The organism is Streptomyces malachitofuscus (assembly GCF_055571035.1).
In genome coordinates, this window is the sequence record NZ_JBVIGA010000019.1 from 20,350 (window position 1) to 46,514 (window position 26,165).

Annotated in this window: 29 protein-coding genes; 23 read left to right on the forward strand and 6 right to left on the reverse strand. The window is 72.7% G+C overall.

Features of this window, described 5'->3' with window-relative positions; genetic code table 11:
* The first annotated feature begins 58 nt into the window (after positions 1 to 58).
* The 3 genes from ACZ44S_RS25735 to ACZ44S_RS25745 all read left to right on the forward strand — a co-directional run bounded on the left by ACZ44S_RS25735 (position 59) and on the right by ACZ44S_RS25745 (position 3,137).
* The gene (locus ACZ44S_RS25735) at positions 59 to 1,321 is read left to right on the forward strand and encodes a cytochrome P450 (protein ID WP_466932907.1); all 1,263 of its coding nucleotides are present in this window, start codon (positions 59 to 61) and stop codon (positions 1,319 to 1,321) included.
* A complete protein-coding gene (locus ACZ44S_RS25740; RefSeq protein ID WP_466932909.1) occupies positions 1,318 to 2,118 on the forward strand; it encodes an enoyl-CoA hydratase/isomerase family protein in 801 nt (266 codons plus the stop codon). The genes ACZ44S_RS25735 and ACZ44S_RS25740 overlap by 4 nt, the downstream gene beginning before the upstream one ends.
* 92 nt (positions 2,119 to 2,210) lie before the next feature.
* On the forward strand, positions 2,211 to 3,137 hold the full coding sequence (locus ACZ44S_RS25745) for a GNAT family N-acetyltransferase (RefSeq protein WP_466932911.1): 927 nt from the start codon (positions 2,211 to 2,213) through the stop codon (positions 3,135 to 3,137).
* A gap of 27 nt (positions 3,138 to 3,164) precedes the next feature.
* Here ACZ44S_RS25745 and ACZ44S_RS25750 read toward each other — a convergent pair whose 3' ends face one another.
* Positions 3,165 to 3,980: an SAM-dependent methyltransferase gene (locus ACZ44S_RS25750; protein WP_466932913.1), complete on the reverse strand. Its 816-nt coding sequence runs from the start codon at positions 3,978 to 3,980 to the stop codon at positions 3,165 to 3,167.
* A gap of 48 nt (positions 3,981 to 4,028) precedes the next feature.
* Positions 4,029 to 4,904, reverse strand: a complete 876-nt coding sequence (locus ACZ44S_RS25755; protein ID WP_466932914.1) for a helix-turn-helix domain-containing protein — start codon at positions 4,902 to 4,904, stop codon at positions 4,029 to 4,031.
* A gap of 263 nt (positions 4,905 to 5,167) precedes the next feature.
* Here ACZ44S_RS25755 and ACZ44S_RS25760 point away from each other — a divergent pair, with 263 nt between their 5' ends.
* Together ACZ44S_RS25760 and ACZ44S_RS25765 are read left to right on the forward strand one after the other, a co-directional pair.
* Positions 5,168 to 5,764, forward strand: a complete 597-nt coding sequence (locus ACZ44S_RS25760; RefSeq protein ID WP_466932917.1) for an ATP-binding protein — start codon at positions 5,168 to 5,170, stop codon at positions 5,762 to 5,764.
* A gap of 102 nt (positions 5,765 to 5,866) precedes the next feature.
* Positions 5,867 to 6,700 carry a pentapeptide repeat-containing protein gene (locus ACZ44S_RS25765; RefSeq protein WP_466932919.1) on the forward strand — a complete coding sequence of 278 codons (834 nt, stop codon included), beginning with the start codon at positions 5,867 to 5,869 and terminating at the stop codon, positions 6,698 to 6,700.
* Positions 6,701 to 6,737: 37 nt separating this feature from the next.
* On the opposite strand, the gene ACZ44S_RS25770 is transcribed toward ACZ44S_RS25765, so the two are convergent.
* Complete coding sequence (locus ACZ44S_RS25770; protein WP_466932921.1) at positions 6,738 to 7,151, reverse strand: SRPBCC family protein; 414 nt, start codon at positions 7,149 to 7,151, stop codon at positions 6,738 to 6,740.
* Positions 7,148 to 7,399, reverse strand: a complete 252-nt coding sequence (locus ACZ44S_RS25775; protein WP_466932923.1) for a hypothetical protein — start codon at positions 7,397 to 7,399, stop codon at positions 7,148 to 7,150. Before ACZ44S_RS25775 ends, ACZ44S_RS25770 begins: the two co-directional genes overlap by 4 nt.
* 89 nt (positions 7,400 to 7,488) lie before the next feature.
* On the opposite strand from ACZ44S_RS25775, the gene ACZ44S_RS25780 reads away from it, so the two are divergent.
* Entirely contained in the window at positions 7,489 to 8,208 is a 720-nt protein-coding gene (locus tag ACZ44S_RS25780; protein ID WP_466932925.1) for a lysophospholipid acyltransferase family protein, read from the forward strand.
* On the opposite strand, the gene ACZ44S_RS25785 is transcribed toward ACZ44S_RS25780, so the two are convergent.
* Positions 8,166 to 8,606 (reverse strand): DNA-binding protein, encoded by a 441-nt coding sequence (locus tag ACZ44S_RS25785; RefSeq protein WP_466932926.1) that lies wholly within the window; start codon positions 8,604 to 8,606, stop codon positions 8,166 to 8,168. The genes ACZ44S_RS25780 and ACZ44S_RS25785 overlap by 43 nt on opposite strands.
* A gap of 135 nt (positions 8,607 to 8,741) precedes the next feature.
* Between ACZ44S_RS25785 and ACZ44S_RS25790 the strand changes: the two genes are divergently transcribed.
* Positions 8,742 to 9,176 (forward strand): SRPBCC family protein, encoded by a 435-nt coding sequence (locus ACZ44S_RS25790; protein WP_466932928.1) that lies wholly within the window; start codon positions 8,742 to 8,744, stop codon positions 9,174 to 9,176.
* An 83-nt stretch (positions 9,177 to 9,259) separates the two neighbouring features.
* On the forward strand, positions 9,260 to 10,738 hold the full coding sequence (locus tag ACZ44S_RS25795) for a glutamate-cysteine ligase family protein (protein ID WP_466932930.1): 1,479 nt from the start codon (positions 9,260 to 9,262) through the stop codon (positions 10,736 to 10,738).
* A gap of 9 nt (positions 10,739 to 10,747) precedes the next feature.
* Here ACZ44S_RS25795 and ACZ44S_RS25800 read toward each other — a convergent pair whose 3' ends face one another.
* Complete coding sequence (locus ACZ44S_RS25800; RefSeq protein ID WP_466932932.1) at positions 10,748 to 11,134, reverse strand: hypothetical protein; 387 nt, start codon at positions 11,132 to 11,134, stop codon at positions 10,748 to 10,750.
* A gap of 261 nt (positions 11,135 to 11,395) precedes the next feature.
* On the opposite strand from ACZ44S_RS25800, the gene ACZ44S_RS25805 reads away from it, so the two are divergent.
* From ACZ44S_RS25805 to hypE, 15 genes are all read left to right on the forward strand, one after another.
* Entirely contained in the window at positions 11,396 to 13,102 is a 1,707-nt protein-coding gene (locus ACZ44S_RS25805; protein ID WP_466932933.1) for a hydrogenase maturation protein, read from the forward strand.
* 56 nt (positions 13,103 to 13,158) lie between these two features.
* Positions 13,159 to 14,247 carry an NADH-quinone oxidoreductase subunit B family protein gene (locus tag ACZ44S_RS25810; protein WP_466932935.1) on the forward strand — a complete coding sequence of 363 codons (1,089 nt, stop codon included), beginning with the start codon at positions 13,159 to 13,161 and terminating at the stop codon, positions 14,245 to 14,247.
* 72 nt (positions 14,248 to 14,319) lie between these two features.
* The gene (locus ACZ44S_RS25815) at positions 14,320 to 16,101 is read left to right on the forward strand and encodes a nickel-dependent hydrogenase large subunit (RefSeq protein ID WP_466932937.1); all 1,782 of its coding nucleotides are present in this window, start codon (positions 14,320 to 14,322) and stop codon (positions 16,099 to 16,101) included.
* The gene (locus ACZ44S_RS25820) at positions 16,098 to 16,682 is read left to right on the forward strand and encodes a hypothetical protein (RefSeq protein ID WP_466932939.1); all 585 of its coding nucleotides are present in this window, start codon (positions 16,098 to 16,100) and stop codon (positions 16,680 to 16,682) included. The genes ACZ44S_RS25815 and ACZ44S_RS25820 overlap by 4 nt, the downstream gene beginning before the upstream one ends.
* Positions 16,679 to 17,320: a DUF5947 family protein gene (locus tag ACZ44S_RS25825; RefSeq protein ID WP_466932941.1), complete on the forward strand. Its 642-nt coding sequence runs from the start codon at positions 16,679 to 16,681 to the stop codon at positions 17,318 to 17,320. The genes ACZ44S_RS25820 and ACZ44S_RS25825 overlap by 4 nt, the downstream gene beginning before the upstream one ends.
* A complete protein-coding gene (locus tag ACZ44S_RS25830; RefSeq protein ID WP_466932944.1) occupies positions 17,317 to 17,955 on the forward strand; it encodes a DUF6084 family protein in 639 nt (212 codons plus the stop codon). The genes ACZ44S_RS25825 and ACZ44S_RS25830 overlap by 4 nt, the downstream gene beginning before the upstream one ends.
* Positions 17,952 to 19,361 carry a hypothetical protein gene (locus ACZ44S_RS25835; RefSeq protein ID WP_466932946.1) on the forward strand — a complete coding sequence of 470 codons (1,410 nt, stop codon included), beginning with the start codon at positions 17,952 to 17,954 and terminating at the stop codon, positions 19,359 to 19,361. The genes ACZ44S_RS25830 and ACZ44S_RS25835 overlap by 4 nt, the downstream gene beginning before the upstream one ends.
* Positions 19,358 to 19,936 (forward strand): hydrogenase maturation protease, encoded by a 579-nt coding sequence (locus ACZ44S_RS25840; RefSeq protein ID WP_466932948.1) that lies wholly within the window; start codon positions 19,358 to 19,360, stop codon positions 19,934 to 19,936. Before ACZ44S_RS25835 ends, ACZ44S_RS25840 begins: the two co-directional genes overlap by 4 nt.
* A complete protein-coding gene (locus ACZ44S_RS25845) occupies positions 19,933 to 20,049 on the forward strand; it encodes a DUF6893 family small protein (RefSeq protein ID WP_466932950.1) in 117 nt (38 codons plus the stop codon). The genes ACZ44S_RS25840 and ACZ44S_RS25845 overlap by 4 nt, the downstream gene beginning before the upstream one ends.
* A 101-nt stretch (positions 20,050 to 20,150) precedes the next feature.
* Positions 20,151 to 20,546 carry a hydrogenase maturation nickel metallochaperone HypA/HybF gene (locus ACZ44S_RS25850; RefSeq protein WP_466932951.1) on the forward strand — a complete coding sequence of 132 codons (396 nt, stop codon included), beginning with the start codon at positions 20,151 to 20,153 and terminating at the stop codon, positions 20,544 to 20,546.
* Positions 20,547 to 20,548: 2 nt separating this feature from the next.
* Positions 20,549 to 21,244 carry a hydrogenase nickel incorporation protein HypB gene (gene hypB / locus ACZ44S_RS25855; protein WP_466932953.1) on the forward strand — a complete coding sequence of 232 codons (696 nt, stop codon included), beginning with the start codon at positions 20,549 to 20,551 and terminating at the stop codon, positions 21,242 to 21,244.
* A complete protein-coding gene (hypF, locus tag ACZ44S_RS25860) occupies positions 21,241 to 23,622 on the forward strand; it encodes a carbamoyltransferase HypF (protein WP_466932955.1) in 2,382 nt (793 codons plus the stop codon). The genes hypB and hypF overlap by 4 nt, the downstream gene beginning before the upstream one ends.
* A gap of 42 nt (positions 23,623 to 23,664) precedes the next feature.
* The gene (locus ACZ44S_RS25865) at positions 23,665 to 23,967 is read left to right on the forward strand and encodes a HypC/HybG/HupF family hydrogenase formation chaperone (RefSeq protein ID WP_190162946.1); all 303 of its coding nucleotides are present in this window, start codon (positions 23,665 to 23,667) and stop codon (positions 23,965 to 23,967) included.
* The gene (gene hypD, locus ACZ44S_RS25870) at positions 23,964 to 25,103 is read left to right on the forward strand and encodes a hydrogenase formation protein HypD (protein ID WP_466932956.1); all 1,140 of its coding nucleotides are present in this window, start codon (positions 23,964 to 23,966) and stop codon (positions 25,101 to 25,103) included. Before ACZ44S_RS25865 ends, hypD begins: the two co-directional genes overlap by 4 nt.
* Before the next feature lie 19 nt (positions 25,104 to 25,122).
* Positions 25,123 to 26,163 carry a hydrogenase expression/formation protein HypE gene (gene hypE, locus ACZ44S_RS25875; protein WP_466933197.1) on the forward strand — a complete coding sequence of 347 codons (1,041 nt, stop codon included), beginning with the start codon at positions 25,123 to 25,125 and terminating at the stop codon, positions 26,161 to 26,163.
* Positions 26,164 to 26,165 lie beyond the last annotated feature (2 nt).

A 26,165-nucleotide genomic window follows, 5' to 3' on the forward strand; every position in this document is an offset into this window, starting at 1 on the left:
GGTGGAGGGGTAGGTTCCGGCGGTATTGATCGACAGCGCCCAGTCAAAGGAGCTCTGCGTGACCGCCGTTGGCGACATACGCGGCACGACCGACCGCCGAGCCGTCATCTCCCTCCTCCGCCGCCTGCGTTCGAGCGAGGGGCAGGCCGACCCACTGCCCGTCTGGGAGGAGTTGCGGGCCCTGGGGGACGTCGTACGCGCCCCCTGGGGCGGCTACTTCGTCACCGGGTTCGCGGCATGCAGCCAGGTCCTGCGCGGCAGGGACTGGCTCGTACCGGACTTCGCCTGGCAGGACCGCCGGCCCGACCCCGAGCGCTGGCAGGCCCCCGCCACCCGGGAAATGACCCGCACCCTCATCCGCCTCAACGCGCCCGCCCACACCTGCCAACGACGCGCCCTCGGCAACCCCTTCGACCGCGCCGCCCTGGAGGCGCTGCGCCCCAGGATCGCCGCCCTGGCCTCCGGGCTGCTGGACGACCTCGAGAAACGGCTGCGCGTGGACGGGACGGCGGACTTCGTCGAGACCGTCAGCGAGCAGCTCCCCATGCGGACCGTCGGTGACTGGCTCGGCATCCCCGAGGAGCACTTCGCCCACATCCTGGACTTCACCCACCGGCAGGTCTACGCCCAGGAACTGCTGCCCACCAAGAGCCAACTGGCCGTTTCGGCCAGGGCGACACTCGAGATGCGGGTCTTCTTCACCGAGCTGATCCGGCAGCGGCGGAACCGTCCCGGCGACGATGCCCTCACCGGCTGGATCCGCTACTGGGACGCCCGGTACCCCGACGACCGGGCCGCCGCGGACCAGGTGCTCTACGACCTGACGATGTTCATCACCATCGCCTCGCTCGAGACCACCGCGGTGCTGCTCACCAACGTCGTCTGGCTGCTCACCCAGGAGCCCTCCCGCGCCGCCTGGCTGCGCCGCAACCCGCAGCACATCGACGACGCGGTCGAGGAGACCCTGCGCTACGACCCGCCGGTGTGGCTCAACTCCCGTTTCGCGGCCGAGGACACCGTCCTCGCCGGCACGCCCGTCGCCAAGGACACGACCGTCCACGTGCTGTACGGGTCGGCCGCCCACGACCCCCGTCGCAACCCCGACCCGCACGTCTTCGACATCCGGCGCGGCGGCGGCCACCTCACCTTCGGCGGCGGCGCCCACTACTGCCTCGGAGCGGGTCTCGGACGGCTCGAGGCCCGCGAACTGCTCGCTCAGGTGCTGGAGCGCTTCCCCACCCTGCGGCCCACCGCACCCCCCTCCTACGACACCTCCCGGATCGTCTTCCGCCGCATCACCTCCCTGAAGGTCACCGCATGAACGCCCCGCCGCTCGCCGACGTCCCCGCCCTCCCCGCCGACCGGATACTCAAGACCCTGCGCGTCCACCGGCAGGGTCCTCTCCTCACCGTCGAACTGAACGTTCCCGAACAGGGCAACGCCGTCACCGACACCATGCTGGACGACCTCCTCACCGTCCTCGACGACCAGGACCCGGCGGTACGGGTGCTGGTGCTCACCGCCGCCGGGGACGACTTCTGCCTCGGCGGCGACCGGGGCGAATTCGCCGAGCACCTCGCCCACGACCCCGCCGGCGGCGGCATCCGCGCCTCCGGGACGCGGGCCCGGCGCGTGTGCGACGCCCTCGCCGCCAACCCCGCCGTCACCGTCGCCCGCGTCCAGGGCAAGGCCGTCGGCGCCGGTCTCGCCCTCGCCCTCGCCTGCGACCTGCGGGTCGGCGCCGACACCGCGGCCTTCCGCCTGCCCGAACTCGCCCTCGGCCTGCCCACCGCCTGGGGCGGTCTGCTCCCGCGCCTCATCAGCGAGGCCGGAGCGGCCCGCGTCCGCGACATCATCCTCACCGGCCGGGTCTTCGACGCGGCCGAGGCCCACACCCTGTCGGTCCTCCAGAAGGTCGTGCCCGAGGAAGCCCTCGACGACGCCGTCACGGCCTGGGTCAAGCCCCTCCTGCGGCGGCCGGCCCCCGCGCTGCGGGTCACCAAGGCCCTGCTGAACTCCCTCACCGCCTCCACCCGGCTCGCCGACGTCTCCGTACTCGACCCCGAGCTGATGGCGGCGGTCCTCAGCGAGCAGCACCGCGCCCGCACCCCCCGCTGATCCCGCCCGCGACGGCCGGCGGGAGCGGGTTCGGACCCGCTCCCGGGAAAAGCCGTTGCGCGGCGGGCGCCACCGCCCGACCCTTGGTGCCCATGCGCTATTCGCAGCGTCCCGCCGCGCTCACCGACGCCCCGGCCATCACCGAACTGCTCAACCGGGTCGACGAGATCGAGATCGGCCGGCCCGAGACCGACCTGCACACCGTCCAGGCCGACCTGAAGCATCCCGGAACCGACCTGGAGCGCGACTCCTGGCTGGTGCTGGACGGCGACCGCCTGGTCGCCTACGGGCTGCTGTGGGACGAGTCCGACGGCGAGCGCGTGGACATCGACCAGTACGTCCTGCCCGAACACCAGGGTGCCGCCGCCCGCATGCTGGAGGCGATGGAGGTCAGGGCGCTGGAGAAGGCCCGGGAGAACGGCGCGGCGCGGGCGGTGGTGCACCTCCACCTCAATGCGGCGCCCACGCTGGACACCGGGCTGCTGCGGGCACGTGACTGGCGCGTCGTACGCCGGTATCACGTGCTGCGCCGCCCCCTCGACCCGGCGCGCGACACGGTGCCCGCGGTTCCGGCCGGCGTACGCGTGCGCGACTGCACCGCGGAGGCGGACCGGCTGCGGGTGCACGAGCTGTACCAGGCGTCGTTCGCCGGCCACTTCGACTTCCAGCCGCGCGCCTACGAGACGTGGCTGCACGACATCGACGCCGAGGGGCTGGACTGGTCCCTGGTGTGGATCGTGTCCACCGACGAACTGGGCGACGCCGGCTTCCTGCTCGCCCGTGGCGACCGCGAGGCCATGGGGTGGATCCGCAGCCTCGGTGTGCTGTCCGGGGCGCGCGGCCGGGGCCTGGGCGGGTTCTTGCTGCGGCACGCGTTCGCGGCCTTCGCCGCACGGGGCCGGGACACCGTGGGCCTCGGCGTGGACACGGAGAACACCACCGGCGCCCCGCGCCTGTACGACCGCCACGGAATGACGGTCCACTACGCCGTCGACACCTGGGAGACGGTGGTGGACTGACGGCCGTACCGGTGCCCGGCCATCGTGCTACGGCTTGCGGGCGACCGCTCCGTACATGGCGATGTCCTCGTCCCGGATGCCCTGTTCGCCGGTGCCGTCCGGGTGCCACTTGTGCACCTGGACGATGCCCGGGTCGACCAGCTCCAGGCCCTCGAAGAACTCGTGGGCCTCGTCGATGGTGCGCAGCCGCATCGGCATGTTGCGGGCCGCGTACTCACGCGCCACCCGGCCCACCTCCTCGGGGGCGAACTCCGCCGTGCCGATCGTCATCGCCAGGTGACTGCCCGGCGGGAGCGGCTCCAGGAGCCGGCGGACGATGCCGACGGCGTCGTCCTCGTCGAGGACGAAGTGGACGATGGCGATGACCGTCAGGGCCACCGGCCGGTCCAGGTCGAGGGTCTCCCGCAGTTCCGGCGCGTCCAGGATGCTCGCCGGGTCACGGAAGTCGGCCTCGATGTACGACGTCCTGCCCTCGGGCGTGCTGGCCAGGAGTCCCTGGGAGAGGGTGAGCACGATCGGGTCGTTGTCGACGTAGACCACGCGTGCTCCGGGGTCCACCGACTGGGCGATCTCGTGCAGGTTCGGGGAGGTGGGGATGCCGGTCCCGATGTCCAGGAACTGGCGCATCCCCGCTTCCTCGACGAGCCAGCGGACGGCCCGGTTCATCCAGTCCCGGTTGGCGCGCATGTGGACGGGAAGCGCCGGCCACTCCCGGGCCATGGCGTCGCCGGCCTCCTGGTCGGCCGGGTAGTAGTCCTTGCCGCCGAGTATGTAGTCGTAGATCCGCGCGGAGTGTGCGTTCTCGGTGTCGATGCGGTCGGCCGACCATCCGTTCTCGGGCACCTTCGGGTCTCCTTCGTACGTCGTGGGGGCTGCGTCGGGCGGGGTGACTCAGAGGTCCTTGCGGATCCGTTCGAGGACGGCCTCGGTTCTTCGCACGGGTGTCGCCTGCGCACTCACCCGGTCGAGGGCCTCCCGGTACACCACGACGTCGGCGCCCTTGTCGAGGTAGACGGCGCCGACCAGGCCGTCGAGATAGACGATGTCGGGCAGTTCACGCGCCCGGAACCGGAAGAGCTGGAAGGCACCGGCGCGCACGGCCGGGTGCGGGCCGTTGGAGAACGGCATGATCTGCAGCGTCACCTGGGGCAGCCGCTGGAGCTCGATGAGGTGGTCGATCTGGGTGCGCATCACGTCCGCGCCGCCGACCGGCCAGCGGAGCACCGTCTCGTCCATCACCACCCACACCCGTGGCGGCGCCTCGCGCCGCAGCAACTCCTGCCGGCGCATCCGCAGGGCGATCCGGCGCTCGGTCGCCTCGGCGGGGGCGTGCGGGTTGCCGGCGCTCAGCAGGGCGCGTGCGTAGGCCTCGGTCTGCAGCAGCCCGTGCACGATCTGGCTCTCGTAGGCGCGGATCTGCAGGGCCGCCTGTTCCAGGCTGAGGTAGGCGGCGAACCAGTCCGGCATGACGTCGCGGTAGGTGTGCCACCACCCCCGCTTGTTGGCCTCACGGACCGACTTCAGAAAGGTGTCGATCTCCTGCTGGTCCCTCACCCCGTAGACGCGGAGCAGCTTCTCGGCGTCCGCGAGCCTGAGCCGGGCCACCTTGGCGGCTTCCATCCGGCGGATCGTGGAGTGACTGACGCCGATGGCCGCGCCCGCCTCCTCGTAGGTGAGACCGGCCCGGCCGCGCAACTCCTCGAGTTGTCTGCCGAGGATCATGCGCAGGACGGAAGGGGCACCGCCCCAGTCGGTCTCCGCGGTCACGCCGTGCCCCCTCACATCGGTTCTCCGGGCTCACCGTCCCACGCGTCACTCGCCCTGGACACAGTCGATCAGGCGCTGCCGGGAGCAGCATGCCCGCAGCCGGCTGCAATTTTCAACTTGCCGGTTGCGGCCCGCCGTTGACAGGTGCCACAGTGTTCGCACCGTCCCCACGGCTGCTGAACAGCCTTACGGAGTCGGCCGGTTGACCCCCGGCCGAGGTGGGACGGGACCCCCGCGCGCAGGCAGACGAAAGGCCCACGGAGATGGCTCGGCTCCCCTTACCCAGGCCGCTGCACCACGCCCGGAACGAGCTCCTCCCCAGATCACCCGGAGGCGGGCATCCGGCTCCACTCCCCCAGCCGGACGGCCCCGGCCGTCTCGCCTCCGGGCCCCACGCCCTTCGGGAGACGCGCACGTTCGACCTGCCGACGGCTCCGGCGTCGGTGCGCACCGCCCGGTGCGGCGTGCGCGACCTGCTGACCGCGCGGGGCATCGGTCACGACGTGTGTGACAACGCTGTCATCGTGACCTCGGAACTCGTCACCAACGCGCTCACCCACTCAGCCGGCGACCGGATCCGCTTCCGGCTGCTCCTGGCACCGGACGTGATCCGGATCGAGGTCGAGGACCAGGCCCGCGGCTCCGGACTGCCCGTGCTCCGCCGGCCGGGCCCCGACGACCAGAACGGCCGTGGGCTGCTCCTGGTCGACGCGCTCAGCAGCGACTGGGCGGTCACCAGCGTTCCGGGCCGGTCCGGACGCACGGTCTGGGCCGAACTGCCCCGCAGTGCCGGGCCGCCGGGGCTCGCGCCGCCGGGCTCCGACGGCGGGGAGGCGGAAGCGAGGACGGACCGCTTCTGAGGCTCCGGCGGCGTGTGCCGGCGACGGCGGCCGTCTGCGAGAATGGGCCGGTCCCGGAGCGCCGCGGTGTGCAGTGCTCGCCGCACGACTGGAGCACGCACGGTGTCGCCACAGTACGAAACCCCCGCCTCCCCGGGGGACCGCGGGGACCTTCGGGCCGACTGCTCCTCGTGCTTCGGGCTGTGCTGCGTGGCGCTGCCCTTCGCCCGCTCCTCCGACTTCGCCGCCGACAAACCCGCCGGGCGGCCGTGCTCCCACCTGCGGAGCGACTTCCGCTGCGGCATCCACGAGCGGCTGCGCGACGAGGGGTACCCCGGCTGCACCGTCTTCGACTGCTTCGGCGCCGGGCAGAAGGTGTCCCAGGTCACCTTCGGCGGCACCGACTGGCGCCAGGCGCCGGAGACGGCGCGCGGCATGTTCACGGTCTTCCCCGTCATGCGGCAGTTGCAGGAGCTTCTCTGGTACATCACCGAGGCCCTCGCCCTGCCGCCGGCCCGGCCCGTGCACAGGGAACTGCGGCGGGCGCTGGCCCGGATCGACGGCCTGACCCACGGCAGCGCCGAGTCGCTCGTCGAGCTGGATGTGAACGCACTGCGCGGCGAGGTCAACGTGCTGCTGCTGCGGGCCGGTGAGCTGGCCCGGGCCCATGTGCCCGGGCGCAGGAAGAATCACCGCGGGGCCGATCTGGTCGGCGCGAGGCTGTCCGGCGCCGATCTGAGGGGGGCCAGTCTGCGCGGTGCCCTGCTCGTCGCCGCGGATCTCACGGGCGCGGATCTGCGGGACGCCGACCTGATCGGGGCCGATCTGCGCGACGCCGACCTCAGCGGCGCCGACCTCACCGGCGCCCTCTTCCTCACCCAGGCGCAGGTGAACGCCGCCAGGGGTGACGCCACCACGGTGCTGCCTCCCGCGCTGGACCGCCCCGCCCACTGGTAGCGGGCCGCGCAACAGCGGCGGTCCTCCGTGGAGACGTTCAGCCGGCCGCGTTGTCGACGCGCAGCCGCACCTGTTCCTCCAGGCGCCTCAGGCTCGAGTCCAGAGCGTCGCCCACCCGCTGTTCGCCCGGGTCGTGGCTGTCGTCGAAGAAGGACAGGTGCACCGTGACCTCGCTCGCTCCGCTGCCCATTCCGGCGACCTGCAACCAGCCGGTGTAACCGCCCTGGTCACGTGTGCCCCATTCGAGCCGCATCTGGTCGCGCCGGGCGCGCAGCAGCGCGGAGGTGTCCTCGTCGAGACGGTCCTCGTGCACGGTGACGGCGGGCAGCTCGTCGGCGTGCACATGGAGCGCCTCGGGCAGCCAGTCACCCATCTGGTCGATGTTCGCAGCCTGGTCGAAGACATGCTCGGGCTGTGCGGGCATCGTGCGTGAACGCTCGTACTCGGTCATGGCCGGTACCGCCTTCCGGTTCGGACGCGCGGGTGGCGGGCGCCGCGCGGGCGCTGTGCGTGGTCGAAGACGGCCTCCTGCAGGTCGATGGGGCCGATCTCGGCCATGGAGGCCTCCCGTACCGGGGCGGCGCGGCGGATCCGCGCGAGGACGTGGCGGGTACCCAGGGCATCGTCGGGCGATGCGTCGTACGGCGCCGGCGCGAGAACGCTGACGACCGTCCCGGTGGGAAGCCGAGTACGCGGCACACGACGGTCCGGGTACACGTACTCAGGCGCGGGGGCGGTGCGGGCGCGAGGCTGGGCGGCGAGGTTCCCGTCTTCCGGAAGGACGTTCCGTGCTCAGCCGTGCCGCCGCTGTCCTGCTGCCGTTGTTCGGGCGGCTCACCGTCACCCTCGACGCCGAGGAGCCCTTCGCCGGGGGCAGTGTCTTCGTCGCCAACCACGACTCGGTGGCCGATCCGGCCGTCGTGCTGGCCGCTCTGCGCGGCATCGGTGTGACGCCGGCCGTCATGGCGACGGCGGGGCTGTGGCGCGTACCGGTGCTGGGACGCGCCCTGGCCGGGGGCGGCCACATCCCGGTGCACCGGAGGACGGCCCGCGCGTCGGACGCGCTCGACGCCGCGGCGGAGGCGGTGCGGTCGGGACGCCATGTCCTCATCTACGCGGAAGGGGGCCTGCCGCTGCGCGAGGACGCGGCGTCGGCCCCGCCCCGGCCCTTCCGCACCGGCCTGGCACGGCTCGCGGCCGCCACCGGAGCGCCGGTCGTGCCCGTGGGCCAGGCGGGAGCCCGGCGGCTCGCCTCCGGTCCGGTCGCCAAGCAACTGGCCGGTGTGCTCACGGCCCCGGTGCGCCGTCCGCGGTTCCACGTCCACGTCGGCCGTCCGGTGCACCTGCCGTCCGGGACGTCGGCCGGCACGACGGTGGCCCACCGGGCGGTCGGCGCCGCCTGGCGGCAGGCCGCCCTCGCCGTGGGCGAACGCGTCCACGGCGGGGGCGACGCGGCGGGCCCCGGTCAGTCCGTGCCGGCGTCGGTGCGCTCGGCCAGCCTCTCGTAGCGCTGCCGGGCGGCCTGGGGGCTGCCCAGGCCGAGTCCGAAGGCGATCTCCGGCCAGGTCATGCCGCGCCCTCGCGCCATCTGCAGGAGACCGACCTCCAGTTCGTCCATCTCCGCACGCGCGCGCGGTACGAGGCTCAGCGCGGCCGTGATGTCCGCGCGGTCCACCTCCGGTTCACCGTCCTCGAGCAGCGCGGCGCCGCTGAGCAGGAACGACACCAGCCGGACCGCCTCGTGCGGGCTGATCACTCCGGGGTGGGTCTGCCGACGGCGCTGCCCGTCGGTGGCCGCGTGCCGTTCGGCGATGCGGAACAAGGAGGCGTGCGTCCGGTGCACGCGCGCCGCGTCGGAACTCGGGGGTGTGAAGGGGTCGGTGGGGTGCTCAGAGGTCTGCGCCATGGGCCCAGCCTCAGGGATGAACAGCCTGTTGTCAACGAAATACATCCTCGTCGCGCCGATGACTTTCCGCGCTCCCGGCCGTCCACAGATGCGACCGGCCCGCCGGGGGCCGGCCCACCGGACGAAGGAAACATGATGAGCAACGGCACCGACTTCTCGTACACCCTGACCCGCGCCCTGGACGCCCCCGCGGCCCGGGTGTGGCAGGCCTGGACCACCCCCGACCAGTACGCCCGGTGGGCCTACGCGGCTCCCGGCTCCGTCGAGATGGACGTACGGCCGGGCGGCGCCTGGAAGGCCACCATGGTCACCCCGGACGGCGGTGAGTTCCCGTTGACCGGCTCCTACCTCGATGTCGACGTCGCCCGCCTGCTGGTGGTGGGCATGGACGTCCCCGGGAAGCCCGCGCCCTCGACGATGGCCGTCGAACTCGCCGAGGACGGCCCGCGGACGCGGATCGTCCTCCGCCAGGCGTGCGACACGGCGGAGGAGCGCGACATGGCCGAGCAGGGCAGCACCATGCTCCTCGACAGCCTGACCGTCTTCCTCGCCGACGGCGCGAAGGGCTGAAGCGCTTCGCGTGGTCGGAGTCGTCCGCCGGTGCGACGCTTGGGTGGTCAGGTTCCGAGGACGACAGCCCTGGAGGGAGACCGATGGGACGCGACGTCCCGGCGCTCACCTTCACCCGCGAGGATCGCCGCCGCTACCGGATCAAGATGCAGGAGTGCCTCGAAGCGCTGGCGCATATGCTGCGCGAGTCGCGCTTCGAGGCCGAGCGGCCCCAAGTGGGGCTCGAGATCGAACTGAATCTGGTCGACGACCGGGCCGAGCCCGCGATGCGCAACACCGACGTGCTCGAGGCCATCGCGGACCCGGCCTGGGACACCGAACTCGGCCGGTTCAACCTCGAGATCAACATCGCCCCCCGACGGCTCACGGCGGGCGGGCCCGACGCCTGGGAGTCGGAGATCCGCGCGGCGCTGAACCACGCGGAGCACCGCGCCAGGTCCATCGGCACGCATCTGATCATGACGGGCATCCTGCCCACCCTGCGGCAGGAGGACGTCGGCGAGGGCGCGCTGTCGGAGAACCCGCGCTACCGGCTGCTCAACGACCAGATCTTCGCGGCACGCGGCGAGGACCTGCACATCGAGGTGACCGGCATCGACCGGCTGCGGACCTACGCGGACACCATCACACCGGAGGCCGCGTGCACCAGCACGCAGTTCCACCTCCAGGTCTCCCCCGAACAGTTCGCCGACTACTGGAACGCGGCGCAGGCCATCGCCGGGGTCCAGGTCGCGCTCGCGGCCAACTCGCCCTTCCTCTTCGGCAAGGAACTGTGGCACGAGACGCGCATCCCGCTGTTCGAGCAGGCCACCGACACCCGCCCGCAGGAGATCAAGGCGCAGGGCGTGCGGCCCCGGGTGTGGTTCGGCGAGCGCTGGATCACCAGCGTCTTCGACCTCTTCGAGGAGAACCTGCGCTACTTCCCGGCCCTGCTCCCCCTGTGCGACGACCAGGACCCGGCGGAGACCCTCACCCGCGGCGACATCCCGGAACTCGGCGAGCTGACCCTGCACAACGGCACCATCTACCGCTGGAACCGGCCGGTGTACGCCGTGGCGCACGACAAGCCGCACGTCCGGGTGGAGAACCGGGTGCTGCCCGGCGGCCCGACCGTCGCGGACACCCTCGCCAACGGCGCCTTCTACTACGGTCTCACCCGCGCCCTGGTGGAGGAGGAACGTCCGGTGTGGTCACGGATGTCCTTCTCGGCCGCCGAGGACAACCTGAGGTCGGCCGCGCGGTACGGCATCGACGCCCGGCTGTACTGGCCCGGCATGGGCGAGGTGCCGGCGGCCGAACTCGTGCTGCGGCGACTGCTGCCGCTGGCGCACCGCGGCCTGGAGCGCTCCGGGATGGACGAGGCCTGGCGGGAACCGCTGCTCGGCATCATCGAGCAGCGGTGCGTCACGGGCCGCAACGGGGCGGTGTGGCAGAAGGAGATGTTCCACCACATCGACGCGACCGCGCACTGCGGCCGCCACGAGGCGCTGCGGCGCATGACGCAGCAGTACATCGAGTACATGCACCTCAACGCCCCGGTCCATACCTGGCCCGTGGAGTGACCCCGTCCGTCAGCCCGGCCGGGGTCCGGATCCGGAGTCGTCCGGGTCGACCCCGGTGAAGGCGGAGTCGTCCTTGGTACCGCTGGGACGCGCGGACCGGCCCCGGCGTCCCGTGTCCCGCCTCCCCTCCTCACTGTGCTCCGCGTACTCCTCGCCCCGTCGCGTGCCGCTGCGCGCGACGTCGCCGGGGACGGACGTGCGTTCCTCCTCGACGTGCCTGCGGCCCGCTCCGCGTGAGGGCGCGTGTTCCTCCGCGTAGAAGGAGCGGCGAGCGCTCGGGTTCTCCTGCTGCCGTGTCTCGTCGACGTCGGGCGACCAGCCGTGCTGTTCGGTCCCCTGATGGCGACCGGGCCCGCGGTCCCGCGACGGCTTCGGCGACTTGCGATCATCGGGCATGTGTCGGCCCACCTGTCCGCTCATAGGGAGCACATCCACAGTGCCCCGGCACACAAAGCCTCCCACTCATCTCAATCCATGGCATATCGGATAATGCGCGATCTGTAGCCACCTGTCCGCCTCGCATGCGGCCGGAACCATCACTCGCACGGGTGATGAGAGGGATTCGTGTCGACGCTTCCGGCTCCGGATGCCCGACCATCGCAGACAGCCGGGCCGTCTCCCGCCGACGGCCTCAGCAACCCCGGAAGGGCTGTCGCCATGCGCATCCTGCTCATCGCCAGTGCCTACAACAGCCTCACTCAGCGGGTCCACGCCGAGCTGCGGGTCCGCGGGCACGCCGTCGCCGTCGAAGTGACGCCCACGAGCGGTGACGTGGTCCGCGCCGTGGACCGGCACGATCCCCGGCTCGTCGTGGCGCCGATGCTGAAGACGGTCGTCCCGCGCGAGGTGTGGACGACCCGGACGTGCCTGATCGTGCACCCGGGGCCCGTCGGCGACCGGGGGCCGTCCTCCCTGGACTGGGCGATCCACGAGGACGCCACCGCCTGGGGGGTCACCGTGCTCCAGGCCGAGGAGGAGATGGACGCGGGGCCCGTGTGGGCCACGACGGCGTTCCCCGTGACCCGCACCGGCAAGAGCGATCTGTACCGCAACGAGTTGTCCGACGCCGCCGTGGACGCCGTACTGACCGCCGTCGAACGGTTCGCCTCGGGCCGCCACTCCCCCGCCGCACAGAGCTCCCTGCCGGCCGCGCCGGGCGCCCGGACCCGCCCGCCGATGCGACAGGGCACCCGTCGTATCGCGTGGGCCGACGACCCGACCGGGACGGTGCTGCGCAAGCTGCGCGCCGCCGACTCCCAGCCCGGCGTCCTCGACGAACTGCTCGGTGAGGAATGGTTCCTGCACGGCGGTCATCCCGAGTACCGGCTGCGCGGACGCCCCGGCGAGCTGCTGGCCACCCGGGCGGGGGCGGTCTGCCGGGCCACGGCCGACGGCGCGGTGTGGCTCCCCGAGCTGCGGGCCCGTACCGGCCCGGGTGCGCCGCGCGCCTGCAAGCTGCCCGCCGTGCTCGCCCTGGGCGACCGGCTGCCCCGGCTGCCGCGGCTGTCCACGCCGCCGCTGTGCCCCGCCGGGGACGGGGCCCCCTGGTCGGACATCCGGTACCGGGAGGACGGCGCGGTGGGGATGCTGTGGTTCTCCTTCCCCGGCGGCGCGATGTCCACCGACCACTGCCGGCGGCTGCTGGAGGCGTACCGGGCTGCCTGCGAGCGGCCCACGTCCGTGCTGGTCCTCGGGGGCGGCCGCGACTTCTTCTCCAACGGCATCCATCTGCATGTCATCGAGGCGGCGGCAAACCCGGCGCTGGAGTCCTGGTCCACCATCAACGCGATGAACGACCTGGTCGAGGCCGTCCTGACCACCACCGACCGGCTCGTCGTCGCCGCGGTCGGCGGCAACGCGGCGGCCGGGGGCGTCATGCTGGCGCTGGCCGCCGACGAGGTGTGGTGCCGCTCCGGCTCGGTGCTCAACCCGCACTACCGCCTCATGGGCCTGTACGGCTCCGAGTACTGGACGTACAGCCTGCCGCGCCGGGTGGGCGCCGCGGCGGCGGAGCGACTCATGCGGGAAGCGCTCCCGCTCGGGGCCGGACAGGCCCGCGACATCGGCCTGGCCGACCGGGTGATCGACTGCGCTCCGGCCCGTTTCTCCCGCGAGGTCACCCGGCTGGCTCAGCGCCTGGCCGGCTCCTCCCGGGCGCAGTCACGGCTCGTCGCGAAGAAGGCCGAGAGCGAGCGCCGGGAGGCCGTCACCCCTCTGGCGGCGGTGCGCGAGCGGGAACTCGCGCACATGCACAGGATCTTCTTCGACCCCACCGCGTCCTACCACGCGCTCCGCAGGGCCTTCTGCCGCAAGGAACCGCCGGCCGTCCCGCCTGCGGTGCCGGCCGGTGTGGCCGACGCTTGAGCCACGGACACGGGCCGAGACATCGGCATCGCCGCATTCCTCCCCAGGAGGCCCCGATGAACGCAGCACCCCCGGCCTCGAGCGCCGAACCGGAGACGTCCGGCGCCGTCGGCACGGACGACCAACCGATCCACATCCTCTGGATCAACGCCGGCCTGAGTTGCGACGGCGACTCGGTCGCGCTGACCGCCGCCATGCAGCCCAGCATCGAGGAGATCGCGCTCGGCGCTCTGCCCGGCCTGCCGAAGATCGCCGTGCACTGGCCGCTCATCGACTTCGAGTGCGGACCGGTCGGCGGCGCGGACACGTTCATCGAGTGGTTCTTCAAGGGCGAGCGCGGGGAGATCGATCCGTTCGTCCTGGTGATCGAGGGGTCCGTGCCGAACGAGGCCATCAAGAAGGAGGGCTACTGGTGCGGCTTCGGGGACAACCCGGAGACCGGTCAGCCCATCACCACCAGCGAGTGGATCGACCGGCTCGCCCCCAAGGCCCTCGCCGTCGTGGCCATCGGCACCTGCGCCACCTACGGCGGCATCCACGCCATGGCGGGGAACCCGACCGGCGCCATGGGTGTGCCGGACTATCTGGGCTGGGACTGGAAGTCGAAGGCCGGCATCCCCATCGTCTGCGTCCCGGGCTGCCCCATCCAGCCGGACAACTTCGCCGAGACCCTCACCTATCTGCTCTACCAGGCCGCGGGCTCCGCGCCGATGATCCCGCTGGACGACAAGCTCCGTCCCACATGGCTGTTCGGGGCCACCGTGCACGAGGGGTGCGACCGGGCCGGCTACTACGAGCAGGGCCAGTTCGCCCTGTCGTACGACTCGCCGCAGTGCCTGGTGAAGATCGGCTGCTGGGGGCCCGTGGTGAAGTGCAACGTCCCCAAGCGCGGCTGGATGAACGGCATCGGCGGCTGTCCCAACGTCGGCGGCATCTGCATCGCCTGCACCATGCCCGGCTTCCCCGACAAGTTCATGCCGTTCATGGACGAGCCTCCCGGCGCGAAGATCTCCACCACCGCCAGCGGCGCCTACGGGGGCGTGGTGCGCAGGCTGCGGACCATGACGGCGCGGACGGTGGACAAGGAGCCCAAGTGGCGGCACACCGGCCGGAAACTCACCACCGGCTACCGGCCGCCCTGGTGACCGACGCCCCCTGCCCCCGCCGCTCCACCGACCCCCTCACCGACCGAACGACCGAAGGGCAGCACCGACACAATGGCGACCTCGACGACGACCGGTGACGGCACCGGCCTGGTGGAGATGGCATGGGACCCGATCACCCGGATCGTGGGCAGCCTCGGCATCCACACGAAGATCGACTTCAAGCAGAAGCGGGTCGCCGAGTGCTACAGCACCTCGTCGGTCTTCCGCGGCTACAGCCTCTTCATGCGGGGCAAGGACCCGCGCGACGCGCACTTCATCACCAGCCGCATCTGCGGCATCTGCGGCGACAACCACGCCACCTGTTCGGTCTACACGCAGAACATGGCGTACGGCGTGAAGCCACCGCACCTCGGTGAGTGGATCATCAACTGCGGTGAGTCCGCGGAGTTCATGTTCGACCACAACATCTTCCAGGAGAACCTGGTCGGGGTCGACTACTGCGAGAAGATGGTCCGCGAGACCAACCCGGGCGTCCTCGAACTCGCCGAACGCACCGAGGCGCCGCACGCCGCCGACCACGGCTACCGCACCATCGCCGACATCATGCGCTCGCTCAACCCGCTGGAGGGCGAGTTCTACCGGGAGGCGCTCCAGGTCAGCCGGTACACGCGGGAGATGTTCTGTCTGATGGAGGGCCGCCATGTGCACCCCTCCACGCTGTACCCGGGCGGTGTCGGCACCATCGCGTCGGTGCAGCTCTTCACGGACTACATGACCCGCCTCATGCGGTACTGCGAGTTCATGAAGCGGGTCGTCCCGCTCCACGACGACCTGTTCGACTTCTTCTACGAGGCACTGCCCGGCTACGAGGAGGTCGGCCGCCGGCGTGTACTGCTGGGCTGCTGGGGGGCGTTCAACGACCCCGAGTACTGCGACTTCACCTACGCCAACATGACGGACTGGGGACGGCGGATGCTCGTCACCCCCGGTGTGGTGGTGGACGGGAAGCTGGTCACCAACGACCTCACCGAGATCAACCTCGGCATCCGCATCCTGCTGGGCAGCGCGTACTACGAGGACTGGGAGGGCCAGGAGCGCTTCGTCACCCACGATCCGCTCGGCAACCCCGTCGACCCGCGCCATCCGTGGAACCAGCACACCATCCCGGCACCCCAGAAGCGGAACTTCGACGACAAGTACAGCTGGGTGATGTCCCCGCGCTGGTTCGACGGCAAGGACCATCTGCCGCTGGACACCGGCGGCGGTCCGCTCGCCCGCCTGTGGTCCACCGCGCTGTCCGGGCTCGTCGACATCGGGTACGTCAAGGCGACCGGGCACAGCGTCGTCATCAACCTGCCACGCACGCTCACCAAGCCGGAGACCACCTTCGAGTGGAAGATCCCGCAGTGGTCCAACGCCCTGGAGCGCAACCGCGCCCGCACCTACTTCCAGGCGTACGCCGCCGCGGTGGCCCTGCACAGCGCGGAGAAGGGCCTCGAGGAGGTGCGCGCCGGACGCACCCAGACGTGGGAGAAGTTCGAGGTGCCGGACGAGTCGATCGGCGTCGGCTTCACCGAGGCGGTGCGCGGTGTCCTGTCGCACCACATGGTGATCCGGGACGGGAAGATCGCCAACTACCACCCCTACCCGCCGACCCCGTGGAACGCCTCCACACGTGACACCTACGGCACCCCGGGCCCGTACGAGGACGCGGTGCAGAACACGCCGATCTTCGAGGAGAACTCACCGGAGAACTTCAAGGGCATCGACATCATGCGCGCCGTGCGCAGCTTCGACCCGTGTCTGCCGTGCGGTGTCCACATGTACGTCGGCGACGGCCGGACGGTGAAGTCGATGCACGTGCCCACCGGTCTGAGCGGTCTGGCCGGATGAGCGGCGCTCAGGGCACGCCGGACGCGGAGACGGCCGGGCGGATGGTCGAGGAGGTCCTCGACCGGCTCGCCTCCTCGGGCGACCACGCGGCGTGCGAGGCCGCCGAGGAACTGGTGCGCGTCCTCATGGAGTTCTACGGCGGCGGGTTCGCGCGGGTCATGGACCTGCTCGGGCGCCGCCCGGAGCGGCCGGCCCGCGAGGCCGTGGACGCGCTGCTCAGCGACGAGCTCGTCGCGGGCCTGCTGGTGCTGCACGGGCTGCATCCGCAGGACGCGCCGACCCGGATCGCCCACGCCCTCGACGCCCTACCGCAGGACGTGGAGAGCACCGGCTTCGACCCGGCCACGGGCGAGTTGCGGCTGCGGACGGCAGGCTCGGGGGGCTGCGGCTGCGGCGGCTCCCGGGACGCCGTCGAGCGGGCGGTCCTGGACACGCTCGCGTCGTTCGCCCCCGAGGTGACGGCGGTGACATGGGAGGCGGACGCGGTGTCCGAGCCGGTGCTGCTCCAGATCGGGGCGGGCCCGCCGGGCTCCGACTCGTCGGGACCGGACGGCCGCCCAGCGGCCACCACGGCACCGTGAGCACGCGTCAGCCGTCGTTGCGACGGGGCCTGTTCCGGTTCACCGCGCCCCGGCCGCCCCGCGACGAACGCTGCGAGCTGTGCTCGGCCGCCCTGCCGGATCCCGGCCACCGGCATCTCGTCGACACCGAGAACCGGGCCCTGGCCTGCGCCTGTGACCCCTGTGCCCGGCTGCTGGACACCTCGGGCGCGGCCACGGGCCGGTTCCGCGCGGTTCCGGGCCGCTACCTGAGCGACCCCGGGGGCGGTCTCGACGACGCCTCCTGGGAGCGGCTGCGCGTCCCCGTCGGCGTCGCCTTCTTCTTCCACAACTCCGCCCTCGGCCGGCCGGTCGCGCTCTATCCGAGCCCGGCCGGCGCCACCGAGAGCGAACTCGAGCCGGAGGTCTGGGAGGTGCTGCCGGCCGCCACCCCCCTGGCCGGGCTCCTCGAACCCGACGTGGAGGCGCTGCTGCTCCGCCGCCACCAGGGGCGGGTGGAGTGCCATCTGGTGCCGATCGACATCTGCTACGAACTGGTGGGCCGTATGCGACTGCGGTGGCAGGGCTTCGACGGCGGCGCGCGGGCACGCGCCGAGCTGGAGGAGTTCTTCGGCCATGTGCGCGAGCGGGCCCGTGACGTCGGGGGGAGCCCGTCGTGACCGAGTTCGGCTTCACCTGCACCGGGGTGCGCGCCGACCCGTACGCCGCGGGTCCGGCACTGGTCTTCCGGCTGCGGGTCACCGCGTCCCCGGGGGCGCGGGTGCACGCGCTGGCGCTGCGCTGCCAGATCCGTATCGAGCCCGCGCGCCGGGGCTACGACGACACCGAGGCCGCAGCCCTCACCGATCTGTTCGGGGCACGGTCCCGCTGGGGCAGCACCCTCAACCCCCTGGAGTTCGCCCAGGTCCCGGTGATGGTCCGGGGGTTCACCGGCGAGACCGAGACCGACCTGGTGGTGCCCTGTACCTACGACATGGACATCGCCTCGTCCCGCTACTTCCACGCCCTGGACGACGGGGAGGTGCCGCTGCGGATGCTGTTCTCCGGCACCGCGTTCACCGGAGCCGGCGGGTTCCGGGTCGAGCCCGTCCCCTGGGACAAGGAGGCGGTGTTCCGGATGCCGGTGAGCACTTGGCGGGAGATGGTCGACCGGCACTTCCCGGGCTCGGGCTGGATCCGGCTGCCGAGGGACGCGATGGACGCGCTGCTCGCCTACCGGTCCCGGCGGGCGCTTCCCTCGTGGCAGGCGACCGTCGACGAGCTGCTGGACGCCGCGGGCGGGAGGACACGATGAGCACGACGACGTTCACCGCCTCGGCCGAGGCCCGCCTCGCGGTGGCCCGGCACGTCGCCGACGCCGTGCTGTTCGAGGGCTATGTGCTCTACCCGTACCGGGCGTCGGCCGCCAAGAACAGGCTGCGCTGGCAGTTCGGGGTGCTGGTGCCCCCGTCCTGGACGGCGACGGCAGCGGAGCACGACTTCCAGCACACCGAACTGCTGATGGAGCCGCGCCGGGGTGCCGTCCTCTCCGTCGAGGTGCGCTTCCTGCACGCCCGGCGGCGCACGGTGCAGCGGGTGCTGCCGGACGGCGCCTACGAGACCGTCGGCGAACTGCGCCTGGCGGACCGGGTGATCGTCCCGTGGGACGAGGGCCGGGAGGAGCGGGTCCGCCTCACCGTTCCCGTCGAGGAACTGTCGGGCTCCGGCACCGTCGTCCCGTTCGGCCGGCCTGCCGGTGAGGAGACCGAGCCGGTCACGGACGCCGACGGGACGGTCGTGGGGCGGCTGGTCCGGCGCCACGAGGCGGTGGAGGGCGTCCTGCGCCTGACGGCGAGCCCGCTGGACGGCCCGTACACCACACAGCGGCTCGGTGTGGTCGTCGAGAACACCGGCGAGTGGCTGCCCGAGGAGGGTGCCGACCGTGACGCGGCCCTCTCCCGCTCGCTGGTCGCCACACACACGCTGCTGCATCTGGACGCCGGAGGCTTCCTGTCGCTGACGGACCCTCCGGAGTGGGCCCGGGGCGCCGCCGCGGCCTGTCGCAATCTGCACACCTGGCCCGTGCTGGCCGGCGAACCGGACTCGCGTGACCTGGTGCTCTCCTCCCCGATCATCCTGGAGGACCATCCGGCGATCGCCCCCGAGAGCCCGGGCGCCCTGTACGACGCCACGGAGATCGACGAGATCCTCGCCCTGCGCACCGCGGCCCTCACCGACGAGGAGAAGCGTGAGGCGAGGGGTACGGACGAGAGGGCCGCGGCGGTGATCGACCTCACCGACTCGATGCCCGCGGAGGTGCTGGAGCGGCTGCACGGCGCGGTCCGCGGCCTGCGGGAGGTCACCGCGCCCGCCCCACCGGTGTTCCATGACGCCGAGGGGGGCCTCGCCCGACCGGACATGCCCTGGTGGGATCCGGGCGCGGACGCCTCGGTGGACCCGGCCCACGACCACGTGCTGGTCGACGGGCGGGAGGTGCGGGCGGGCAGCCGCGTCGTCCTGCGGCCCCGGCTGCGGCACACCGACGCCCAGGACCTGTTCCTGGCCGGGCGGCGCGCCCTGGTGGAGGCGGTCCTCCACGATGTCGACGGGGGCGTGCACATCGCGGTCGTCGTCGAGGACGACCCGGGCGCCGACATCCGTCGTGAACAAGGCCGCTACCTCTATTTCCAGCCCGACGAGATCGACGTGGAGGAGCCGTGACCGGCGGCAACGCAGCTCCGCGCACCCTGGTCGCCGGGGTCGGCAACATCTTCCTCGGCGACGACGGCTTCGGCGTCGAGGCCGCCCGCGCCCTGGCCGGACGGCCGCTGCCGGAGGGCGTCGAGGTCGCCGACATCGGCATCCGCGGCGTGCACCTGGCCTACCGGCTCCTCGACGGGTACGACACGCTGGTCGTGCTCGACGCGACGGCGCGGGGCGGGCAGCCGGGGGCCCTGTACGTGATCGACGCGGCCGGGCCCGCCGGCCGGCGGACGGCGGACGGTGCCCCACCGGACGGTGTCCCCCTGGACGGCCACCGCATGTCGCCAGACGCCGTGTTCGCCCTGCTCGACACCCTGTGCGCGGGCACCGGCGCGGTGCCGCCCCGCCGCATGCTGGTCGTGGGCTGCGAACCCGCCGTCCTGGACGAGGGCATCGGCCTCAGTCCGCCGGTCGCCGCCGCGGTGCCCGAGGCGGCACGTCTGGTCGTCGGCCTGATCGGCGGGCCGGGCCTCGACGAAGCCGAGGCCGGGCCCGACGGCACCCCCCTTCCATCCCTTCGGAGAGCACCATGAGTAAACGCCTCGTCGGCGGCGTCGCCGCCGTCCTCACCCTGTCCGCACTGGCGGCGATCACCGTGAACCTCTGGCCGGACGTGCGGCGTTACCTGCGCATGCGCAGTATGTGAGGCCCGCCGAACGGGCTATGGCCCCGGCGCGCCGGGCCGCTTGCCGCCCCGGCCGTGCCTCTAATGGGCGGCGAACACCACCCGGCCAGGACGGAGCGGCGATGCACGAGATGTCCGTCGCCCTGTCGGTCGTGGACCAGGTCGAGCAGGCGGCACGGTCCGGCGGTGCGCACGGGGTGCGCAGGGTCACCGTCGAGATCGGGGAACTGGCCGGCGTCGTCCCCGACGCCCTCGCCTTCTGCTTCGAACTGGCCTGCGCCGGCACGGTGCTGGAGGGAGCCGAGCTCGTCACCCGGTCACTGCCCGGCCGGGCCTCCTGCACCCCCTGCGGACGCTCCTGGGACACGGGGATGCCGCCGGACATGCTCTGCGCGGTCTGCCGCCGGGGCGCCGGTGAACTGCTCTCGGGCCGCGAACTGCGGATCACCGAGGTGCACTGGTCCACGCCCACCGCCGCACCCGGTCCCACACCGGTACCGCGATCCGAGGAGAGCTGACGATGTGCCGCACAGTCGACCTCCGGCAGGCCGTGCTCGCCAGGAACACCATGGCGGCAGGCGTCCTGCGCACCGAACTCACGTCCCGGGGCACCACCGTCGTCAACCTTCTGTCGAGCCCCGGCAGCGGCAAGACGGCCCTGCTGGAGCGCGAACTGGTGCTGGCGCGGGAGCGGGGCGTCACGACCGCGGCCCTCACCGCGGACCTCGCCACCGAGAACGACGCCACCCGGCTGGCCCGTGCGGGCGTCCCGGTCAAGCAGGTGCTCACCGACGGGCTGTGCCACCTGGAGGCCGACATGCTCGCCGGGCACCTGCACGACTGGCTGCCCGACGCCACCCGGCTGCTCTTCGTGGAGAACGTGGGCAATCTGGTGTGCCCGGCCTCCTACGACCTGGGCGAGTCCCTGCGCGTCGTCCTGGCGTCCGTCACGGAGGGCGAGGACAAGCCGCTCAAGTACCCCACCGCGTTCGGCCTCGCCCAGCTGGTGGTCGTCACCAAGTCCGATCTGGCCGGTCCTGCCGCGTTCGACGAGGCCGCCTTCCGCGCCCATGTGGAGCAGGTCAATCCCGGTGTCGAGGTGGTGCTGACGTCCGTGCGGACCGGTGAGGGCGCGGGAGTCCTGGTGGACCGTGCGCTCGCGGCGGCCGACGGGGACACGGTCCACGTACCGGTGATGGCGCGGGCCGAGGCGTGAGCACCGCTCCCGGCGTCCGCCCCGCCCCGGCACCGGACCCCGGTCCGCCACGGCGTGCGCGTGTCGTCGTACGGGGCGTGGTGCAGGGTGTGGGGTTCCGGCCGTTCGTGTACGGGCTGGCCACCGGTCTGGGGCTGGCGGGGCACGTCACGAACACCGGTGAAGGGGTGGTGGTGGAGGTCGAGGGCGCGCCGTCGGCCGTCGACCGGTTCTGCGCGCGGATCGCCCCGGACGCGCCGCCGCTCGCGCTGGTGGAGTCGGTGGAGACCACCGAGCTGCCCGTCACGCGGGAGCGCGGCTTCGGCATCGTCGCGTCCCGGACGGACGGTCCCGTACGGACGCTCGTGGCGCCCGACACCGCGACCTGCGCCGACTGTCTGGCCGAGCTCGGCGACCCCGGCGACCGGCGCCACCGCCATCCGTTCATCACCTGTACACACTGCGGGCCGCGTTTCACCATCGTCACCGGCCTGCCGTACGACCGTGCGCACACGACGATGGCGGGCTTCCCCCTGTGCCAGGACTGCTCCCGCGAGTACGGGGATCCCCTCGACCGGCGCTTCCACGCGCAGCCGGTGTCCTGTCCCGCGTGCGGGCCGCGGCTGCGGCTGGTGACCGGCGCCTCCTGTCCCGGCGTGCCGCCGCCGGCCGGCGACGACCCCCTCGGCGCGGCCGCCGCGCTGCTCGCCGCGGGCGCGGTGCTCGCGGTCAAGGGCGTCGGCGGCTACCACCTCGCCTGTGACGCCACCCGGCCGGAGGCGGTGGCCGCGCTGCGCCGCCGCAAGGCCCGGGGGGACAAGCCGTTCGCGCTGATGGCGCGGGACATCGGGGACGTCGAACACCTGGTGCACATCGGTCCGGTGGAGCGGGAGCTGCTCACCGGGCGGGTCCGCCCGGTGGTGCTCCTGCGGCGGCGCTCCGGTGTCCGGCCGGCCCCGGGGGCGCCGGTGCCCGCGGACGCCGTCGCGCCGGGCAGTCCGGACCTGGGCGTGATGCTGCCGTACACGCCGGTGCACCACCTGCTGCTCGCGGCGGCGGGGGCGCCCCGGCTGCTGGTGATGACGAGCGGCAACCTCTCCGGGGAACCCATCGTGACGGACGACGACGAGGCCCTGGTGCGGCTGGCGGGGACGGCCGACGCGTGGCTGACGCACGACCGGCCGATCCGGGTGCCGTGCGACGACTCCGTGGTGCGCGTCTGCGACGGCGAACCGCTGGTGCTGCGCCGCTCCCGCGGCTACGCGCCGCTGCCCGTCACGCTGCCGGTTCCCGTGGTGCCGTCGCTCGCGGTGGGCGGGGACCTGAAGAACGTCTTCTGTCTCGGGGAGGGACGCCGGGCCTGGCTGTCCGCGCATGTCGGGGACATGGACGACCTCGCCACCCAGGAGGCGTTCGGCCGGGCCGAGCGGCACCTGGAGTCCGTGACCGGTGTACGGCCGTCGCTGCTGGCCGCCGACGGGCATCCCGGCTACCGGTCGGCGGCATGGGCGCGACGGCACGCCGGGGGCCGTCGCGTGGTCACGGTCCAGCACCACCACGCGCACGTCGCCGCCGTCCTGGCCGAGCACCAGGTGCCGGCCGGCCACCGCGTCATCGGGGTCGCCTTCGACGGCACCGGGCACGGGGACGAAGGCGCCGTGTGGGGCGGGGAGTTCCTGATCGCGGACTACGACGGATACCAGCGGTTCGCGCACCTGTCCCATGTGCCGCTGCCCGGTGGTGACGCGGCGGTGCGGCGGCCGTACCGGATGGCGCTGGCGCATCTGCACGCGGCGGGCATCGGCGCCGCACCGGACCTGCCGTGCACGGCCGCCTGCCCGCCGGACGAACTCGACGTGCTGCGCACGCAGCTGGCGCGCGGGCTGAACTGTGTGCCGACCTCCAGCATGGGCCGGCTGTTCGACGCGGTCTCGTCCCTGGCGGGGGTGTGCCACCGGGCGGGGTACGAGGCGCAGGCCGCGGTCGAGCTGGAGGCGGCGGCCGTGTCGGCCGGCGACGTCGACCGCGACCCTCGCTACCGGTTCCGGCCGGCGGGCGGTCCGGGCCCGTCGGCCGCCGACCCCGCCCCGCTGCTGGCGGCGGTCGTCGAGGACGTACGGTGGCGCGTCCCCGCGGCCATGATCGCCGCCCGCTTCCATCTGGCCGTCGCCGGGCTGGTGCGGGAGACGTGCGTGGCGGCCCGTGCGGCGGCGGGACTGCGGACAGTGGCACTGACCGGCGGGGTGTTCGCGAACACGCTGCTCTCCTCGGCCTGCGCCCGGGAGCTGCGTGCCGCCGGATTCACCGTGCTGCGCCACCGGGAGATCCCGCCGAACGACGGCGGGCTGGCCCTCGGCCAGCTGGTCGTGGCCGCCCGGACGGGAGCCGCGAGCCGATGACGGGCGCGGGCGATCGCGCGCGCGACGAGTGAGGAGATCCGCATGTGTCTTGCGGTACCCGGCCGAGTGCTGGGCGTCGAGGAACGGGACGGTACCCGCATGGCCACCGTCGACTTCGGCGGTGTGGTCAAGGAGGTGTGCCTGGAGTACCTGCCCGATCTGCAGGTCGGTGAGTACGCCATCGTGCACGTCGGGTTCGCCCTGCAGCGGCTGGACGAGGAGTCGGCCCGCCGGACCCTGGAGCTGTTCGAGAACCTCGGCATGCTCCAGGAGGAGTTCGGCGATCCGTGGGAACAGGCCGCGCGCAGCGGCGACGAGGAACCGGCGCGGGAGGTACGGCGGTGAAGTACATCGACGAGTTCCAGGACCCGGAGCTGGCGGCACACCTGCTCGACGACATCCGGGCATCGGTGACCAGGCCATGGGCCCTGATGGAGGTGTGCGGCGGTCAGACGCACAGCATCATCCGGCACGGCATCGATCAACTGCTGCCGGAGGAGGTGGAGTTGATTCACGGACCGGGCTGTCCGGTCTGTGTGACCCCGCTTGAGGTGATCGACCGGGCGCTGGCGATCGCCTCGCGGCCCGAGGTCGTCTTCTGCTCCTTCGGCGACATGCTCCGCGTGCCGGGCACCGGGCGCGACCTGTTCCAGGTCCGCGGGGAGGGCGGTGACGTCCGCGTGGTGTACTCCCCGCTCGACGCGCTGCGCATCGCGGAGGAGAACCCGGACCGCGAGGTGGTGTTCTTCGGCATCGGCTTCGAGACCACGGCTCCGCCGAACGCGATGACGGTGCATCAGGCCCGCAAACGCGGCATCCGCAACTTCAGCCTGCTCGTCTCGCACGTGAGGGTGCCTCCCGCGATCGAGGCGATCATGCGGTCACCGGACTGCCGGGTCCAGGGGTTCCTGGCGGCCGGGCACGTGTGCAGCGTGATGGGGACCGAGGAGTACCCGGCGCTGGCCGAGCGGTACAAGGTGCCCATCGTGGTGACCGGGTTCGAGCCGCTGGACATCCTGGAGGGCGTACGGCGGACCGTGCGGCAGCTGGAGCGGGGCGAGCACACGGTCGACAACGCCTATCCGCGCGCCGTCCGGCCCGAGGGCAACCCCGGCGCGCGGGCCATGCTCGACGACGTCTTCGAGGTCACCGACCGGGCGTGGCGCGGGATCGGGGTGATCCCGGACAGCGGCTGGCGGCTGTCGGCGCGCTACCGGGACTACGACGCCGAGCACCGGTTCCAGGTGTCGGACATCGCCACGCTGGAACCGGCGGAGTGCCGCAGCGGTGAGGTGCTGCAGGGGCTGCTGAAGCCGCACGAGTGCGAGGCGTTCGGTACGACCTGCACGCCGCGGACCCCGCTGGGGGCCACCATGGTGTCCAGTGAGGGCGCCTGCGCCGCGTACTACCTGTACCGGCGGCTGGAACTGCCGGCGGCGGACGTGACCGCGCCGGACCGGGAGGCGAGCTCCGTTGTCTGAGTCCACGACGGCCCCCGACATGCTCTCCTGGAGCTGTCCGGCGCCCCTGCGCGACCGGCCGCGTGTGGTGATGGGCCACGGCGGGGGCGGCGCCCTGTCCGCCGAGCTGCTCGAGCAGGTCGTCCTCCCGGGGCTCGGCGGGGCGGCTCCGGCCGCGCTGACCGATTCCGCCGTGGTGGACCTCGGCGGTGCCCGGCTCGCCTTCTCCACCGACTCCTTCGTGGTCCGGCCGCTGTTCTTCCCCGGCGGGAGCATCGGTGACCTGGCCGTCAACGGCACGGTCAACGACCTTGCGATGAGCGGGGCCCGTGCGGCGTACCTCTCGTGCGGGCTGATCCTGGAGGAGGGCGTCGACATCGAGACCGTCGGCCGGGTCGCCGAAGCGCTCGGTGCCGCGGCTCGTGCCGCGGGGGTGCGCGTGGTGACGGGTGACACCAAGGTCGTGGAGGCCGGGCACGGGGACGGCGTGTACGTCAACACGTCCGGGGTCGGGGTGGTCCCCGCCGGGGTCGACCTGCGTCCGCAACGGGTGGTTCCGGGCGATGTCGTCCTGGTGAGCGGGGCCATCGGCGTGCACGGCGTGGCCATCCTCAGCCGGCGGGAGAACCTGCGGTTCGAGGTCGAGATCGAGAGCGACTCCGCGCCGCTCGGCGGGCTTGTCGAGGCGATGCTGTCGGTCACCCCGGATCTGCATGTGCTGCGTGACCCGACGCGCGGGGGTCTGGGCACCTCGCTCAACGAGATCGCCGTGGCCTCCGGGTGCGGGGTCGTGATCCAGGAGCGCGCGGTTCCGGTGCCGCCGCCGGTCGCCGGCGCCTGCGCCATGCTGGGGCTCGACCCGATGTACGTGGCCAACGAGGGCAAGCTCGTCGCCTTCGTGCCCCGGGAGCACGCCGACGCGGTGCTGGCCGCGATGCGGGCGCATCCGCTGGGCTCCGGGGCCGCCGCCGTGGGCGAGGTGGTCGCGGAGCATCCGGGCATGGTCGTCGCACGGACCGGGCTCGGGGGTACCCGGGTGGTGGATCTGCCGATGGGCGAGCAGTTGCCCCGCATCTGCTGACC

Bases quoted from the DNA above. Each gene is read 5' to 3' on its own strand.
- ACZ44S_RS25805 (WP_466932933.1), top strand. From the start codon at position 11,396: ATGCGCATCCTGCTCATCGCCAGTGCCTACAACAGCCTCACTCAGCGG.
- ACZ44S_RS25745 (WP_466932911.1), top strand. From the start codon at position 2,211: ATGCGCTATTCGCAGCGTCCCGCCGCGCTCACCGACGCCCCGGCCATC.
- ACZ44S_RS25770 (WP_466932921.1), bottom strand. From the start codon at position 7,151: ATGACCGAGTACGAGCGTTCACGCACGATGCCCGCACAGCCCGAGCAT.
- ACZ44S_RS25835 (WP_466932946.1), top strand. From the start codon at position 17,952: ATGAGCACGACGACGTTCACCGCCTCGGCCGAGGCCCGCCTCGCGGTG.
- ACZ44S_RS25795 (WP_466932930.1), top strand. From the start codon at position 9,260: ATGGGACGCGACGTCCCGGCGCTCACCTTCACCCGCGAGGATCGCCGC.
- ACZ44S_RS25850 (WP_466932951.1), top strand. From the start codon at position 20,151: ATGCACGAGATGTCCGTCGCCCTGTCGGTCGTGGACCAGGTCGAGCAG.
- ACZ44S_RS25800 (WP_466932932.1), bottom strand. From the start codon at position 11,134: ATGCCCGATGATCGCAAGTCGCCGAAGCCGTCGCGGGACCGCGGGCCC.
- ACZ44S_RS25785 (WP_466932926.1), bottom strand. From the start codon at position 8,606: ATGGCGCAGACCTCTGAGCACCCCACCGACCCCTTCACACCCCCGAGT.
- ACZ44S_RS25820 (WP_466932939.1), top strand. From the start codon at position 16,098: ATGAGCGGCGCTCAGGGCACGCCGGACGCGGAGACGGCCGGGCGGATG.
- ACZ44S_RS25760 (WP_466932917.1), top strand. From the start codon at position 5,168: ATGGCTCGGCTCCCCTTACCCAGGCCGCTGCACCACGCCCGGAACGAG.
- ACZ44S_RS25865 (WP_190162946.1), top strand. From the start codon at position 23,665: ATGTGTCTTGCGGTACCCGGCCGAGTGCTGGGCGTCGAGGAACGGGAC.
- hypB (WP_466932953.1), top strand. From the start codon at position 20,549: ATGTGCCGCACAGTCGACCTCCGGCAGGCCGTGCTCGCCAGGAACACC.
- ACZ44S_RS25740 (WP_466932909.1), top strand. From the start codon at position 1,318: ATGAACGCCCCGCCGCTCGCCGACGTCCCCGCCCTCCCCGCCGACCGG.
- hypE (WP_466933197.1), top strand. From the start codon at position 25,123: ATGCTCTCCTGGAGCTGTCCGGCGCCCCTGCGCGACCGGCCGCGTGTG.
- ACZ44S_RS25815 (WP_466932937.1), top strand. From the start codon at position 14,320: ATGGCGACCTCGACGACGACCGGTGACGGCACCGGCCTGGTGGAGATG.
- ACZ44S_RS25845 (WP_466932950.1), top strand. From the start codon at position 19,933: ATGAGTAAACGCCTCGTCGGCGGCGTCGCCGCCGTCCTCACCCTGTCC.
- ACZ44S_RS25790 (WP_466932928.1), top strand. From the start codon at position 8,742: ATGAGCAACGGCACCGACTTCTCGTACACCCTGACCCGCGCCCTGGAC.
- ACZ44S_RS25810 (WP_466932935.1), top strand. From the start codon at position 13,159: ATGAACGCAGCACCCCCGGCCTCGAGCGCCGAACCGGAGACGTCCGGC.